Source organism: Mesorhizobium sp. CA10, assembly GCF_020165285.1.
Taxonomy (GTDB): Bacteria; Pseudomonadota; Alphaproteobacteria; order Rhizobiales; family Rhizobiaceae; genus Mesorhizobium.
The window spans coordinates 209,277-224,414 of the sequence record NZ_JAIUHV010000005.1; the positions used below are offsets into that span (position 1 = coordinate 209,277).

Annotated in this window: 12 protein-coding genes; all 12 read left to right on the forward strand. The window is 64.8% G+C overall.

Annotated elements, in window-relative coordinates; translation table 11 throughout:
* Positions 1–6 precede the first annotated feature (6 nt).
* The 12 genes from LB535_RS13385 to LB535_RS13440 all read left to right on the forward strand — a co-directional run bounded on the left by LB535_RS13385 (position 7) and on the right by LB535_RS13440 (position 14,807).
* Complete coding sequence (locus LB535_RS13385; protein ID WP_224632514.1) at positions 7–1,413, forward strand: APC family permease; 1,407 nt, start codon at positions 7–9, stop codon at positions 1,411–1,413.
* Between the two features lie 46 nt (positions 1,414–1,459).
* Positions 1,460–2,149 (forward strand): hypothetical protein, encoded by a 690-nt coding sequence (locus LB535_RS13390; RefSeq protein ID WP_224632515.1) that lies wholly within the window; start codon positions 1,460–1,462, stop codon positions 2,147–2,149.
* Entirely contained in the window at positions 2,146–2,475 is a 330-nt protein-coding gene (locus LB535_RS13395; RefSeq protein WP_224632516.1) for a hypothetical protein, read from the forward strand. The genes LB535_RS13390 and LB535_RS13395 overlap by 4 nt, the downstream gene beginning before the upstream one ends.
* A gap of 86 nt (positions 2,476–2,561) precedes the next feature.
* Positions 2,562–3,458, forward strand: a complete 897-nt coding sequence (locus LB535_RS13400; protein WP_224632517.1) for a class II glutamine amidotransferase — start codon at positions 2,562–2,564, stop codon at positions 3,456–3,458.
* A 19-nt stretch (positions 3,459–3,477) separates the two neighbouring features.
* Positions 3,478–4,209: a GXGXG domain-containing protein gene (locus tag LB535_RS13405; RefSeq protein ID WP_224632669.1), complete on the forward strand. Its 732-nt coding sequence runs from the start codon at positions 3,478–3,480 to the stop codon at positions 4,207–4,209.
* Between the two features lie 6 nt (positions 4,210–4,215).
* Positions 4,216–5,544: an FMN-binding glutamate synthase family protein gene (locus LB535_RS13410; protein WP_140844228.1), complete on the forward strand. Its 1,329-nt coding sequence runs from the start codon at positions 4,216–4,218 to the stop codon at positions 5,542–5,544.
* Between the two features lie 36 nt (positions 5,545–5,580).
* Positions 5,581–6,888, forward strand: coding sequence for a type III glutamate--ammonia ligase (gene glnT, locus LB535_RS13415; protein WP_095768776.1), 1,308 nt, complete (start codon positions 5,581–5,583; stop codon positions 6,886–6,888).
* 92 nt (positions 6,889–6,980) lie between these two features.
* Positions 6,981–8,234, forward strand: a complete 1,254-nt coding sequence (locus LB535_RS13420; protein ID WP_224632518.1) for a sarcosine oxidase subunit beta family protein — start codon at positions 6,981–6,983, stop codon at positions 8,232–8,234.
* A 67-nt stretch (positions 8,235–8,301) separates the two neighbouring features.
* Positions 8,302–8,577 carry a sarcosine oxidase subunit delta gene (locus tag LB535_RS13425; RefSeq protein ID WP_224515831.1) on the forward strand — a complete coding sequence of 92 codons (276 nt, stop codon included), beginning with the start codon at positions 8,302–8,304 and terminating at the stop codon, positions 8,575–8,577.
* Positions 8,577–11,558 carry a sarcosine oxidase subunit alpha gene (locus LB535_RS13430; RefSeq protein WP_224632519.1) on the forward strand — a complete coding sequence of 994 codons (2,982 nt, stop codon included), beginning with the start codon at positions 8,577–8,579 and terminating at the stop codon, positions 11,556–11,558. The genes LB535_RS13425 and LB535_RS13430 overlap by 1 nt, the downstream gene beginning before the upstream one ends.
* A complete protein-coding gene (locus LB535_RS13435) occupies positions 11,551–12,177 on the forward strand; it encodes a sarcosine oxidase subunit gamma (protein ID WP_224629361.1) in 627 nt (208 codons plus the stop codon). The genes LB535_RS13430 and LB535_RS13435 overlap by 8 nt, the downstream gene beginning before the upstream one ends.
* Positions 12,178–12,437: 260 nt before the next feature.
* A complete protein-coding gene (locus tag LB535_RS13440; protein ID WP_224632520.1) occupies positions 12,438–14,807 on the forward strand; it encodes a DUF1989 domain-containing protein in 2,370 nt (789 codons plus the stop codon).
* The last annotated feature ends 331 nt before the right edge of the window (positions 14,808–15,138 follow it).

The window sequence follows — 15,138 nt, forward strand, 5'->3', positions numbered from 1 at the left end:
ACTGACATGACGGCTGCGGTTGAAACGGCACAAACGACGACAATCCACGGCGACAGGGTCTCGCTGCTTCGGGTGCTCGGCCCGGCGCATGTGTGGGCGCTGGGCGTCGGCATCGTGCTGGTCGGCGAGTTCACCGGCTGGAATTTCTCCGCCGACAAGGGCGGCGCGCTCGCCGCGCTGATCGTCTGCTGGGTCGTCGGACTGCTCTACACCTCGGTCGCCATGATCGATTCGGAGGTGACGTCCACCGTCGCAGCCGCCGGCGGCCAATATGCGCAAGCCAAGCATATCGTCGGGCCGCTGATGGCCTTCAACGTCGCGCTGTTCCTGGTGTTCGCCTACACCATGCTGGAAGTGTCGGACGCGATCCTGCTCGGCGACACGATCGTCGCCAAGGCCGGCGTCGAGGGGCTGACGCACAACTCCTTCATCGCCGCCACCATCGTCGTGCTCGCCTGGCTCAATTATCGCGGCGTGCTGATGACGCTCAACGTCAATTTCGTCATCACTGCGATCGCCTATGTCTCGATCGTCATCCTGTTCTTCTCGGTCAGCCCGTGGACGCAAGGCACGGTGCTGAAGCTCAACGAACTGGTCACCCCCGCCAATGCGCTGCCCTATGGCTGGATCGGCGTCATCGCCGCCTTCCAGTTCGGCATCTGGTATTATCTCGGCATCGAGGGAACGACCCAGGCCGCCGAGGAAGTGCGCTCGCCGGCGCGCTCGCTGCCTTACGGCACCATGGCCGGCATGATCACGCTTCTGATCGCCGCCGCGATGACCTGGTATGTCTGCGCCTCGCTGATGCCCTGGGAATATCTCGGCATCACCTATTATCCGCTGTGGGACGCCGGCAAGCTGACGGGCAGTCCGCTGCTGGAAAACCTGCTTTTCATCGCGACGCTGCTGGCCGCGCTCGCTTCGGCCAATGGCTGCATCAACGACGCGGCGCGCGCCTGGTTCTCGCTCGGCCGCGACCGCTATCTGCCGAGCTGGTTCTCGGCGGTGCATCCGAAGTATCGCACGCCCTATCGCTCGATCCTGTTCCTGCTGCCGATCGCGCTGGCCTTCGCCTTCATCGCCGATCTCAACCAGGCGATCACCTTCTCGATCCTGTCGGGCGTGTTGCAATACACCTTCATGAGCATCAACATCATGATGTTCCGCAAGAAGTGGCCGCTGGGTTCGATCCGCCGCGGCTACACGCACCCCTTCCACCCGCTGCCGGCGATCGTGCTCTTCTGCCTGTGCATGGTGACTTTCTTCGCCATCTTCCTCGGCTTCGGCTCTCAGTTGATCGCGATGACCGTCTTCTATTTCCTGATCTCGCTATGGTTCCACTTCTACCGCTACAAGTTCGTGCGGCGCGGCGACCAGTTCTCCATGCCGTGGCCGAAGCCGCAGGGTTATTGAGTGGAGTAAGGGCCCGCCGGTCGATGGCGGGCCGTGGCGTACCGAAATGTCTGAGCTGACGTCAGTATTGCTTACCGGGGCGATCGCACTGGGCGTCGCCACTCATATTGTCTGGCTGGCGCGCGCGGGCCGCAACAGGGCGAAGGCGGCCTTGGCCGCCAATATGGCGAGCGTCCGCAGCGTCGTTGCGGACGCCGCCGACATTTCCGACGGCACGGCCGGCGTCGTCACCTGGGCCGGTTCCTGGAACGGTCAGCGCGTCCAGGTGCGGACCATCGTCGACACGCTGGCGACGCGAAAGCTGCCGACGCGCTGGCTCAGCGTTTCGATCACCGAGCCGGTCGCGGTGCCGGGCACGTTCGACATGATGATGCGGCCGAATTCGGCGACGACATTCTCCAATTTCGACCATCTGCCGCACACGCTGCCGAAGGTGCTCGGCCTTCCCGTCGACGCGGTGCTCAGGACGGACCGCAGAGGCGTCGCCTTCCCGCAGGATCTGATCGCCGCGCATACAGACATCTTTGCCGAAAGCCGCGCCAAGGAATTGCTGATAACGCCGAAGGGCGTGCGCATCGTGTGGCTGCTGGCCGAGGCCGAGCGCGCTCGCTACGGCGTGTTCCGGCAGGCGGCGTTCGGCGATGCCGGGATCGATCCGGCCTTGATCGAACGGCTGCTCGAGGCAGCCTCGACGCTTCGCCAAGCCATCAACCGGCGCGAAAGGCGGGCCGCATGAGCGACGAAGCCGCCACCCCTGCTCCCGCGAATCCCTATCTCGTGCTCGGCGCCGCGATCGTCTTGCCGGCAAGCGGCCATGTCATGCTCGGCGTGCCGGCGCGCGGACTGCAATTCCTGTTCTTCATGGTGATCCTTGGCTGGATAACCACCAAGCTGGCGCCGGTCGACGCTGGCTTCATCGGCCGCCATGCCGGGGGTTTCCTGATCTATGCCCTCTCGATCCTCGACGCCTATAGGATCGCGCGCATCCGCCATGCGATCTGGGTTCACAAGGCGCGCCCGGACGGCGATAGTGCCGAGGGCAATGCGCCGTCCAATATGTAATCACAGGAAAATTTTTTTCATACCAATTGAATTCGGCTTACTCATTGGGTACATCATCTGAGAGCCAAAAAACGTTGGAGGCTGGCATGTGCGGAATCGTCGGACTTTTCTTGAAGGACAAGGCGCTGGAGCCGAAGCTCGGCGCCATGCTGTCGGAGATGCTGGTGTCGCTCAGCGACCGCGGACCGGACAGTGCCGGCATCGCCATCTATGGCGCAGCCACCGGCAATGAAGCCAAGATCACCGTGCAGTCGCCGAAGCCCGATCGCGATTTCCGCGGCCTCGACGCCGAGCTCGCCAAGGCGATCAGCGCGCCGGTCAGCGTCGCGGTCAAGTCCACGCATGCGGTGATCCGGACCACGCCGGACAAGGTCGACGCCGCGCGCGAGGCGCTGCAGACGCTCCGGCCCGACATCCGCATCATGGGTGCCGGCGAAGCAGTCGAGATCTACAAGGAAGTCGGCCTGCCCGAAGCCGTCGTCGACCGTTTCGACGTGCGCTCCATGACCGGCACCCACGGTATCGGCCACACCCGCATGGCGACGGAATCGGCGGTGACGACGATGGGCGCGCATCCTTTCTCGACCGGCGCCGACCAGTGCCTGGTGCACAATGGCTCGCTCTCCAACCACAACAATGTACGGCGCGAGCTGATCCGCGACGGCATGACCTTCGAGACCGAGAACGACACCGAGGTGGCGGCTGCCTATCTCTCCAACCGGATGGCGCATGGCAAGAATCTCGGCGAGGCGCTGGAAGGCACGCTCTCCGACCTCGACGGCTTCTTCACCTTCGTCGTCGGCACCAAGAACGGCTTCGGTGTGGTGCGCGATCCGATCGCCTGCAAGCCGGCCGTGATGGCCGAGACCGACCAGTATGTCGCCTTCGGCTCCGAATATCGTGCGCTGACCAAGCTTCCCGGCATCGACAATGCGCGGGTCTGGGAGCCCGAGCCCGCAACCGTTTATTTCTGGGAGCATTGAGCTGATGCCGGCAACCCCAATGTCGAAAGCCGAGCGCGAGCCAGGCCCTGCCCACAATCAGGCGTCACGCGTCTTTGACTTGTCCGTGCATTCGCTGCGCGAATTGAACCAGGCGCTGCACAAGCTCACGCCCGGCTCGAACGAGACCGCCTGGGAAGTGCTCAACCCCAAGGGCAGCCATTCGGTGGCGGTCGGCGTCGATCAGCCCGTCAGCATCGATGTGCGCGGCAGCGTCGGCTATTACTGCGCCGGCATGAATGACGGCGCAGCGATCACCGTGCACGGCTCGGCCGGCCCCGGCGTCGGCGAGAACATGATGTCGGGCTCGATCGTCATCAAGGGCGACGCCAGCCAGTATGCCGGCGCCACCGGCCGCGGCGGCTTGCTGGTCATCGAAGGCAATGCCTCGTCGCGTTGCGGCATTTCGATGAAGGGTATCGACATCGTCGTGCACGGCAATATCGGCCACATGTCGGCCTTCATGGCGCAGTCCGGCAACCTCGTGGTGCTGGGCGATGCCGGCGACGCGCTGGGCGATTCCATCTACGAGGCGCGGCTCTTCGTGCGCGGCAAGGTGGAGAGCCTCGGCGCCGACTGCATCGCCAAGGAGATGCGGTCCGAGCATATCGAATTGCTGCAGGCCCTGCTCGACAAGGCCGGCGTGACCGGCGTCAAGGCCTCGGAGTTCAAGCGCTACGGCTCGGCCCGCAAACTCTACAATTTCAACATCGATAACGCCGACGCGTATTGAGGCAAGATGACCTACCGCAACCCGCCGACGACGCCGCGCAAATCCGCGACCTTCGACGATTACACGCTTTCCGAAATCCGCCGCGCGGCCGCGACCGGCATCTATGACATCCGCGGCGCCGGCGCCAAGCGCAAGCTGCCGCATTTCGACGACCTGCTTTTCCTCGGTGCCTCGATCTCGCGCTATCCGCTCGAAGGCTATCGCGAGCGCTGCGACACCTCGGTGGTGCTCGGCTCGCGCCACGCCAGGAAGCCGATCGAGCTGAAGATCCCGATCACCATTGCCGGCATGAGTTTTGGCTCGCTCTCCGGCCCGGCCAAGGAGGCGCTTGGACGCGGCGCCACGCTTTCCGGGACCTCGACCACCACCGGTGACGGCGGCATGACCGAGGAAGAGCGCGGGCATTCTAAGACGCTGGTCTATCAGTACCTGCCCTCGCGCTACGGCATGAACCCGCGCGACCTGCGCCGCGCCGACGCCATCGAAGTGGTCGTCGGCCAGGGCGCCAAGCCCGGCGGCGGCGGCATGCTGCTCGGCCAGAAGATCTCCGACCGCGTCGCCGAGATGCGCACGCTGCCCAAGGGTATCGACCAGCGCTCGGCCTCGCGCCATCCCGATTGGACGGGGCCGGACGATCTCGAGATCAAGATCCTTGAGCTGCGCGAGATCACCGACTGGGAAAAGCCGATCTATGTCAAGGTTGGCGGCGCCCGTCCGTACTACGACACCGCGCTCGCGGTGAAGGCCGGCGCCGATGTCGTGGTGGTCGACGGCATGCAGGGCGGCACCGCTGCCACCCAGGAAGTGTTCATCGAGAATGTCGGCCAGCCGACGCTTGCCTGCATCAGGCCGGCGGTGCAGGCGCTGCAGGACCTCGGCATGCACCGCAAGGTGCAGCTCATCGTTTCCGGCGGCATCCGCAACGGCGCCGATGTCGCCAAGGCGCTGGCGCTCGGCGTCGACGCGGTGTCGATCGGCACGGCAGCACTTGTCGCGCTCGGCGACAACGATCCACGCTGGGAGGCGGACTACAACGCGCTCGGCACCACGGCCGGCGCCTATGACGACTGGCACGAAGGTCGCGACCCGGCCGGTATCACCACCCAGGACCCCGAATTGATGAAGCGGGTCGACCCGATCGCGGCCGGACGGCGGCTGGCGAACTACCTCAAGGTGATGACGCTGGAAGCCCAGACCATCGCACGCGCCTGCGGCAAGAACAGCCTGCACAATCTCGAGCCCGAGGATCTCGTCGCGCTCTCGATCGAAGCCGCCGCCATGGCCGGCGTGCCTTTGGCCGGCACCAACTGGATACCGGGGAAGAACGGCTTCTAGGACAAAATCCAAGACACATAAGCGAGGAACTACATAATGGGGAACGATCTCGCCGCATTCGCCAAGGAGAACGGCGTCAAATATTTCATGATCTCCTACACCGACCTGTTCAGCGGGCAGCGCGCCAAGCTGGTGCCGGCGCAGGCGATCGCCGACATGCAGAAGGACGGTGCAGGATTTGCCGGCTTCGCCACATGGCTCGACCTGACGCCGGCGCATCCGGACATGCTGGCGGTGCCGGATCCGGCTTCGGTCATCCAACTGCCGTGGAAGAAGGACGTCGCCTGGGTAGCCGCCAACTGCATCATGGACGACAAGGAGGTGAACCAGGCGCCGCGCAACACGCTGAAGCGGCTGATCGACGAAGCCGCCCGCGACGGCATGCATGTCAAGACCGGCGTCGAGGCCGAGTTCTTCCTGATCTCGCCTGATGGCAAGGCGATCTCCGACGAATACGATACAGCCTCGAAACCCTGCTACGACCAGCAGGCGGTGATGCGGCGCTACGACGTCATCGCCGAGATCTGCGACCACATGCTGGCGTTGGGCTGGGGCCCGTACCAGAACGACCACGAGGATGCCAACGGTCAGTTCGAGATGAACTGGACCTTCGATCACGCGCTGGCGACCGCCGACAAGCACTCCTTCTTCAAGTTCATGGTCAAGTCGATCGCCGAAAAGCATGGCCTGCGCGCGACATTCATGCCCAAGCCCTTCCAGGGCCTGACCGGCAATGGCTGCCATGCGCATATCTCGGTGTGGGACGAGACCGGCAAGACCAATGTCTTTGCCGACAATTCGGAAGAGCTCGGCCTGTCCGCCAAGGGCAGGAACTTCCTCGGCGGCATCATGAAGCATGCCTCGGCGCTTGCCGCGATCACCAATCCGACGGTCAATTCCTACAAGCGCATCAACGCGCCGCGCACCATTTCGGGCGCGACCTGGGCGCCGAACACGGTGACCTGGACCGGCAACAACCGCACGCATATGGTGCGCGTACCGGGACCCGGCCGCTTCGAATTGCGCCTGCCGGACGGCGCCGCCAATCCCTATCTGCTGCAAGCGGTCATCATCGCCGCCGGCCTCGACGGCATCCGCTCGAAGGCCGATCCCGGCAAGCGCTACGACATCGACATGTACCAGCTCGGCCACACGGTGACGGATGCGCCGAAACTGCCGCTCAACCTGCTCGACGCGCTGCGCGAGTTCGACAAGGACAAATCGCTCAAGGCGGCGCTGGGTGAGGAATTTTCGTCGGCATATCTAAAGCTGAAGCAGCAGGAATGGAATTCCTATGCTTCGCACTTCACACAGTGGGAGCGCGACCACACGCTGGATATCTGACCGTCCTGTAGTGGAGCATGATGTCGTCCGAAAACCGCTTCACACTTTTCGGCATCATGCTCTAGCGGTGCGAGCGACCTCGGAATGAACTGATGAAATATTCGATCTTCTCGCTCGCCCGCGCCGCCCTTTCCGGCCACAAGAACTGGCAGCCGACCTGGCGCGATGCTGCGCCCAAGGACCGCTATGACGTGATCATTATCGGCGGCGGCGGCCACGGTCTCGCCACCGCCTGGTTTCTCGCCAGCGAGTTCGGTATCCGCAATGTCGCGGTGCTGGAAAAAGGGTGGATCGGCTCCGGCAATGCCGGCCGCAACACCACCATCATCCGCTCCAATTACGGCCTTCCCGGCAACACCGGCTTCTACGAATTGTCGATGAAGCTGTGGGAGCGGATGGAGCAGGACCTCAACTATAACGCGATGGTCAGCCAGCGCGGCGTGCTCAACCTCTATCACTCCGACGCGCAGCGCGATGCTTTCGCCCGGCGCGGCAACACCATGCGCATCAACGGCATCGATGCGGAACTGCTCGACCAGGCGGCGCTGCGCAAAATGCTGCCGTTCCTGAATTTCGACAATGCGCGTTTTCCCGTGCAAGGCGGACTGCTGCAGCGGCGCGGCGGCACGGCGCGGCATGACGCCGTGGTGTGGGGCTACGCGCATGCGGCGAGCGAACTCGGCGTCGACATCATCCAGAATTGCGAGGTTACCGGCTTCACGCGCGACGCCAACGGCAAGGTGACCGGCGTCGAGACATCGCGCGGCAAGATCGGCGCCGGCAAGGTCGGCATGGCAGTGGCCGGCTCCTCGTCACGGGTCGCGGCTATGGCAGGTCTTCGCCTGCCGATCGAAAGCCATGTGCTGCAGGCCTTCGTCTCCGAAGCGGTCAAGCCGCTGATCCCCGGGGTCATGACCTTCGGCGCCGGACACTTCTATGTCAGCCAGTCGGACAAGGGCGGGCTGGTCTTCGGCGGCGATATCGACGGCTACAATTCCTATGCCCAGCGCGGCAATCTGCCGGTCGTGGAGGATGTCTGCGAGGGCGGTATGGCGCTGATCCCGATGATCGGCCGCGTGCGGCTTTTACGCCAGTGGGGTGGCATCATGGACATGTCGATGGACGGCTCGCCGATCATCGACAAGAGCCCGGTCGACGGCCTCTACATCAATGCCGGCTGGTGCTACGGCGGCTTCAAGGCGACGCCCGGCTCCGGTTTCGTCTTCGCCCATCTCATCGCCCGCGATCAATCGCACAAGGAAGCCGCGCTTTTCCGCCTCGACCGCTTCCAGCGCGGCGCCATGATCGACGAGAAGGGCCAGGGCGCCCAACCGAACCTGCATTAGGGATAGAGCATGATGTTATCCAAAAACCGCTTCACACTTTTTGGCATCGTGCATTGAAGACCCAGCCATGCGCATAGTCTGTCCCTTCTGCGGCGAACGCGAACTCGGCGAGTTCACCTATCTCGGCGATGCAAAGCCGCAACGGCCGGCGGCCGATGCCGGCGAGGACGCGGTCTACGACTACGTCTATCTGCGCGACAACATTGCCGGCCCGATGAGCGAGCACTGGTACCACGGCGGCGGCTGCCGGGCCTGGCTGAAGGTCACGCGCAACACGCTGACGCATGAGATTTCGGCCGTCGAGCCGGCGGCGGGCGCAGGCGCCGCCAAGGTTGGTGTGTGATGCGCGGCGATCAGGCAAACCGGCTGAACAATGGCGGTCTCATCGACCGCTCGACCGCGCTCAACTTCCGCTTCGACGGCAAGACCCTCTTCGGCTTCAAGGGCGACACGCTGGCTTCCGCGCTGGTCGCCAATGGCGTCAAGCTCGTCGGCCGCTCGTTCAAATATCATCGCCCGCGCGGCATCCTGACGGCTGGCTCGGAAGAGCCAAACGCGCTGGTCGAATTGCGCAGCGGCGCAAGACGCGAGCCGAACACCAAGGCGACGACCGCCGAGCTCTATGAAGGGCTCGAAGCCGCCAGCCAAAACCGCTGGCCGTCGCTCAATTTCGACGTGATGTCGGTCAACCAGCTGTTCGCGCCGATCTTCGTCGCCGGCTTCTACTACAAGACCTTCATGTGGCCGGCGAAGTTCTGGGAAGCGATCTACGAGCCGGCGATCCGGCGCGCCGCGGGCCTTGGCCGCGCTGCCCAGGTTTCCGATCCCGACCATTATGACAAGGCCTGGGCGCATTGCGATGTGGTGATCGCGGGTTCCGGCCCGGCAGGTCTGGCGGCGGCTCTTGCCGCCGCGCGCTGCGGCGCGCGCGTCATCCTGTGCGAGGAGGATTTCGCCCTCGGCGGGCGCCTGCTCGCCGATGGCGGCATGATCGACGGATTGCCGGCCGCCGAATGGGTTGCGCGCGCGGTTGCCGAACTGACGGCGATGCCGGATGTGCGCGTCATGACCCGCACGACTTTGTTCGGTGTCTATGACGGCGGCACCTATGGCGCGATCGAGCGTGTCAACGACCACCTGCCGGTGCCGCCCGAGCATCAGGTGCGCCAGCGGCTATGGCGGATCGTGGCCAAGCGCTGCGTCGTCGCGGCCGGCGCGATCGAACGCCCGATCGTCTTTGCCGGCAACGACACGCCGGGCGTGATGTTGGCATCGGCCATGCGCAGCTACATCAACCGCTATGCGGCCACGCCGGCGAGACGCATCGCGCTGTTCACCAACAATGAGGATGGCTGGCGCACCGCCGAAACGGCGATCGCGGCCGGACTGCAGGTTGCGGCGGTGATCGACGCGCGGCCGGACGTTTCTCCGGCCCACCGCTCGCTGGCAAGCAAAGGCGGCTTTCCGGTTCTGCACGGCGCTGTCGCTGGCGTCGACGGCGGCAAGGACGGCGTGCGCAAGATCTCCGTCTCGCTGGCCGGCGGCGCGCGCGCCGAGGTCGAGGCGGACGGGCTTGCCGTCTCTGGCGGCTGGAACCCCGCGGTCGGCCTCACCTCCTACCACCGCGGCAGGCCGAAATGGCGCGACGACATTGCCGCCTTCGTGCCGGAGGGCGCGCCGCCCGGCATGGTGGCAGCGGGCGCGGCCAACGGCGCGTTCGGACTTGGCGCCTGCCTGCGCGAGGGGTTCGAAGCCGGCGCTGCCGCAGCCCGCGACGCCGGACGCAGCGGCAATATCGGATCGATGCCGGTCGCCGACGACGAGGCCTTTTCGATCACACCGCTCTGGCATGTCGCCGGCAAGGGCAAGGCCTTCGTCGACCAGCAGCATGACGTCACCGCTTCCGATGTCGAACTGGCGCAGCGCGAGGGTTTTCAATCGGTCGAGCATCTGAAGCGCTACACGACGCTCGGCATGGCGACCGACCAGGGCAAGACCTCGAATGTCGCCGGCCTCGCCATCATGGCGGCGGTCAGCGGCAAGTCGATCCCCGAGACCGGCACGACGATCTACCGGCCGCCTTACGTGCCGGTCGCCATCGGCGCTTTCGCCGGCCATCACCGCGACGAGAATTTCCATGCGACGCGGCTGACGCCCTCGCATCACTGGGCGGCCGAACAGGGCGCCGTCTTTGTCGACACCGGGCTGTGGAAGCGCGCGCAATGGTATCCGCGCGCGGGCGAGAAGGACTGGCTGGAATCGGTCACCCGCGAGGTCAAGGCGGTGCGCAGCGGCGTCGGCTTCTGCGACGTCTCGACGCTCGGCAAGATCGACGTGCACGGGCCCGACGCCGGCGCCTTCCTCGACCGCGTCTACATCAATGCCTTCTCCAGCCTCGCCGTCGGCAAGGCTCGCTACGGGCTGATGCTGCGCGAGGACGGCATCGTCTATGACGACGGCACGACCTCGCGGCTGGCCGAGGATCATTACTTCCTCACCACCACGACGGCCAAGGCCGGACTGGTGATGCAGCACCTGGAATTCTGCCGCCAGGTTCTGTTCCCCGAGCTCGACGTGCAGCTGACCTCGGTCTCCGACCAATGGGCGCAGTTCTCGATCGCCGGACCTAAGACCCGCGATCTGCTGAAAGAGATCGTCGATCCGGCCGAGGACCTGTCGAACGAAGGTTTCCCGTTCATGGGCGCGCGCGAGGTCAAGCTGCGCGGCGGCCTGAAGGCAAGGCTGTTCCGCATCTCCTTCTCCGGCGAGATGGCGTTCGAGATTTCGGTGCCGGCGCGCTATGGCGAGGCGATGGCGCGCAATCTGATGATTGCGGGAAAACCGTTCGGCGTGACGCCTTACGGCACCGAGGCGCTCGGCGTGATGCGCATCGAAAAGGGTCATGTCGCCGGGCCGGAGCTCAACGGCACCACCACGGCGGGCGATCTCGGCCTCGGCAAGATGATGTCGACCAAGAAGGATTTCATCGGCCGCGTCATGGCCGGCCGCGAGGCGCTTGTCGCGCCGAACCGGCAGGTGGTCGTCGGCATCAAGCCGACCGACAAGGCGCGCCGCCTGCGCTCCGGCGCGCACATCATTCCAAAGGGCGAGACCCCCGGCCCCGACAACGACCAGGGCTATGTCACCTCGGTCTGTTTCTCGCCGGTGCTCGACCAATGGATCGGGTTGGGCCTCGTCGAGCGCGGCCGCGAACGCATCGGCGAGATCGTGCGGGCGCATGATCCGCTGCGCGGCGAGGACTACGATGTCGAGCTCTGCAATTCCGTCTTCTACGATCCGGATGGAGGGCGCCAGCGTGGCTGAGTTTTCCTGGGACGTCCGCAGCCCGCTCGACCGCGCGCTGATTGCCGGCCCCTATGGCGCGCAAGGCGACGCCGGCGTGGCGCTGACAGAGATCCGCAATTTCGATCTCGTCCAGGTGATGGCGCGGCGCGGCAAGGCCGGCGAGATGGTGAAGGCCGCGCAGGCGCGCTTCGGCATGGCGGCGCCGGAAACGCCAAAGGCGGTCGATACTGCCGACGCGACGCTGATCTGGTCGGGACCGGACCAATTCCTGATGCTGTCCAGAGGCGGCAAGCATACGATCGAGGCGCTTGCGCCGGCCTTCGTCGGTTCGGCCTCGCTTTCCGACCAATCGCATGCGCGGGTGCTGATCAGCGTCTCCGGCGACAAGGCGCGCACGATGCTCGCCAAGCTGTCTTCGATCGACCTGCACCCCGATGTTTTCGGCGTGGGCGCGGCGGCCGCGACGTCGATGGATCACACCAGTGTCACGCTGTGGCGCGGCAAGGATCTGGCGGATGGACAGGCGGTGTTCAACCTGCTGGTGTTCGCGACCTTCGCCGAGAGCCTGTGGCACACCATTTTGGACTCGGCCGCGGAATACGGTGTGACAATCGGCCATTCCGAGGAACTGGCGTAGCGGTGCGCAGGCTCCCCCTTCTCCCCTTGTGGGAGAAGGTGGATCGGCTCGCAAGCGCCGAGACGGATGAGGGGTGTTCCAGCGGAACGAGACGCTGGCATTCCCTGGAGCACCCCTCATCCGGCCGCTTCGCGGCCACCTTCTCCCACAAGGGGAGAAGGGGAGCTTGCGCTTGCCAAACGCATTCCCCCTGCTATTCTCTCAGCGAAAATAATTTTACACACAGGCAAACTTGTTTCTCGCTCGGAGGAGGGTTTGAGATGAGCCAGTCGTCCTACCCCGCCGTGCTGTCCGGACCGCCGCGTCCAAGCCTAATCCTGCGGCCGGGCCAGATCAGCCTGCCGCCGGGCGTCGAACGCTATACCGTCCAGGGCAATGGCGCGGCGCTGATCGACGTCGAGGCCGGCGACAGCGTCAGCGTGAGCAATGTCGAGGGGGGCCAGCCCTGCGAGCTGCTGGCCTGGGACAAATCAGGCGCGACGGATCCCGGCATTTTCGGCGAACGGTCGAACAGCAACGCCGCCGGCATCAAGGCGCTGCTCGCCGACGGCGACGACAGCCTCTCGGCGCTGCGTCTCAGCCTCGAGCGCCGCAACGTGCAGCTCGATCAGCCGAAAGGTGTGCGCGTTTTCGGCGGCGCTACGCCCGCCGGCACCGAGCAGAGCTTTGCCGTCCAGCGCGACGGCGCGCTGCTGATCGCGGCGCCCGGCGGGCCGATGCTGGTCGACGGACACAACACCGCGACGCCGCTCACCGTCCTGGTGCGGCGCGCCACGATCCGGCTGAAGAACAGGTCGCAGCTTCCCGATCCGTTTGCCGATCCGGTGCTTGATCTTCGGGTGAAGTCGGCGACCGCCGAGGCCTATTTCGTCAAGGCCGGCGACTATCTGCAGATCATCGATGTCGATGGCCGGCAATGCACCGACTTCCAGTGTTTTTCCGCGCGCAAGCTGGACAAGGGGCGCGACCTGCCGCTCGACGTGACGACGACCCGCACGCTCATGGGTTCGGCCTATCCGATGCCCGGCTTGCATTCGAAATACTACGACCAGGACATGGAGCCGCTGGTCGAGGTCGTGCAGGATACATGCGGCCGGCACGACGCCTTCGCGCTTGCCTGCGCCGCCAAATATTACGACGACATCGGCTATCCCGGACACACCAACTGCTCGGAGAATTTCAACAAGGCGCTGTCGGACAAGGGCGTGACGCCCCGCGCCGGCTGGATGGCGATCAATTTCTTCTTCAACACTGCGATCAACGCGCATGGCGTGATGGTGTCGGACGAGCCGTGGTCGCGGCCGGGCGACTATGTGCTCTTGCGCGCCCTGACCGACATCGTCTGCGTCTCCTCGGCCTGCCCGGACGACACCACGCCCGCCAATGGCTGGGATCTCACCGACATCCATGTGCGCGCCTATTCCGGCCAGCACAAATTCTCGCGAGCGATCGCCAGACGCATGAAGCCCGACTCGGAACCGAAGATGACCCGCGAGACAGCCTTTCATTCGAGCTTTGCCAAGCACACGCGCGACTTCGTCGAATATCGCGGCTATTGGCTCGCCAATTCCTTCGCCAAGGAAGGCCCCATCGCCGAATACTGGGCCTGCCGGCAGGCCGCGGTGATCATGGACCTGTCGCCGCTGCGCAAGTTCGAGGTCACCGGTCCGGATGCCGAAGCGCTGCTGCAATACACGCTGACCCGCGACGTCAAGAAGCTTGGGGTCGGCCAGGTGGTCTATACCGCGATGTGCTACGAGCATGGCGGCATGATCGACGACGGGACGTTGCTCAGGCTCGGCAAGGATAATTTTCGCTGGGTCGGCGGCGACGATCTTTCCGGCGAATGGCTGCGCGAGACCGCGAAAAAACTCGGCCTCAACGTGCTGGTGCGCTCCTCCACCGACCAGATGCACAACATCGCGGTGCAAGGGCCGAAGAGCCGCGACATATTGAAGGAAGTGGTCTGGACCTCGCCCGTGCAGCCATCGATCGGCGAGCTCGAATGGTTCCGTTTCGCCGTCGCGCGCATCGGCGGCGGCAATGGCGTGCCCGTCGTGGTCTCACGCACCGGCTACACCGGCGAGCTCGGTTACGAAATCTGGTGCCATCCGCGCGACGCCGAAAAGGTGTTCGACGCCGTCTGGGAGGCCGGCCAGCCGCACGGGCTGAAGCCGATGGGCCTGCAGGCGCTCGATATGGTGCGCATCGAGGCGGGACTGATCTTCGCCGGTTACGAATTCTCCGACCAGACCGATCCGTTCGAGGCCGGCATTGGCTTCACCGTGCCACTTAAGACCAAGGCCGACGACTTCATCGGCCGCGAGGCGCTGATCCGGCGCAAGGAGCATCCGCAGCACAAGCTCGTCGGTCTCGATATCGATGCCAATGTCGCCGTCGGCCACGGCGACTGCGTCCATGTCGGCCGCGCCCAGATCGGCGTCGTCACCTCCGGCATGCGCTCGCCGGTGCTCGGCAAGACCATCGCGCTGGCACGGCTCGACGTCACTCACGCCGAGATCGGCACGGAGGTCGAGATCGGCAAGCTCGACGGCCACGCCAAGCGGCTGCCGGCGCGGGTTGTCGCCTTCGCCCATTACGATCCGCAGAAGACCAAGCCGCGTTCCTGATAGCGGCAACTCTGCCTTCTTCCGTTGTGGGAGTAGGTGGCCGAGCGAAGTTCGGTCGGATGAGGGGTCTTCCAGAAGACACCAGCCGCTCACTTCGCTGGAACACCCCTCATCCGTCTCGGCGCTACGCGCCGATCCACCTTCTCCCACAAAGGGGAGAAGGAAAGAGCATGTTTCGCAAGCGCGATGTGCATGACATCCACAAAACGCTTGACGCGAAAGCGCGTCGGATCAATCTTCACTCTTAAGAAAAAAATACGACTGAGTGGAAACACGACAGGCCGACGCCGATTTGCCGGGGAGCAAGCTTCGCAAGAGCTGAAGCATCGCT

Excerpts from the sequence above, each read along its gene's own strand:
- LB535_RS13385 (WP_224632514.1), top strand. The coding sequence starts at position 7 with ATGACGGCTGCGGTTGAAACGGCACAAACGACGACAATCCACGGCGAC.
- LB535_RS13390 (WP_224632515.1), top strand. The coding sequence starts at position 1,460 with ATGTCTGAGCTGACGTCAGTATTGCTTACCGGGGCGATCGCACTGGGC.
- LB535_RS13395 (WP_224632516.1), top strand. The coding sequence starts at position 2,146 with ATGAGCGACGAAGCCGCCACCCCTGCTCCCGCGAATCCCTATCTCGTG.
- LB535_RS13400 (WP_224632517.1), top strand. The coding sequence starts at position 2,562 with ATGTGCGGAATCGTCGGACTTTTCTTGAAGGACAAGGCGCTGGAGCCG.
- LB535_RS13405 (WP_224632669.1), top strand. The coding sequence starts at position 3,478 with ATGTCGAAAGCCGAGCGCGAGCCAGGCCCTGCCCACAATCAGGCGTCA.
- LB535_RS13410 (WP_140844228.1), top strand. The coding sequence starts at position 4,216 with ATGACCTACCGCAACCCGCCGACGACGCCGCGCAAATCCGCGACCTTC.
- glnT (WP_095768776.1), top strand. The coding sequence starts at position 5,581 with ATGGGGAACGATCTCGCCGCATTCGCCAAGGAGAACGGCGTCAAATAT.
- LB535_RS13420 (WP_224632518.1), top strand. The coding sequence starts at position 6,981 with ATGAAATATTCGATCTTCTCGCTCGCCCGCGCCGCCCTTTCCGGCCAC.
- LB535_RS13425 (WP_224515831.1), top strand. The coding sequence starts at position 8,302 with ATGCGCATAGTCTGTCCCTTCTGCGGCGAACGCGAACTCGGCGAGTTC.
- LB535_RS13430 (WP_224632519.1), top strand. The coding sequence starts at position 8,577 with ATGCGCGGCGATCAGGCAAACCGGCTGAACAATGGCGGTCTCATCGAC.
- LB535_RS13440 (WP_224632520.1), top strand. The coding sequence starts at position 12,438 with ATGAGCCAGTCGTCCTACCCCGCCGTGCTGTCCGGACCGCCGCGTCCA.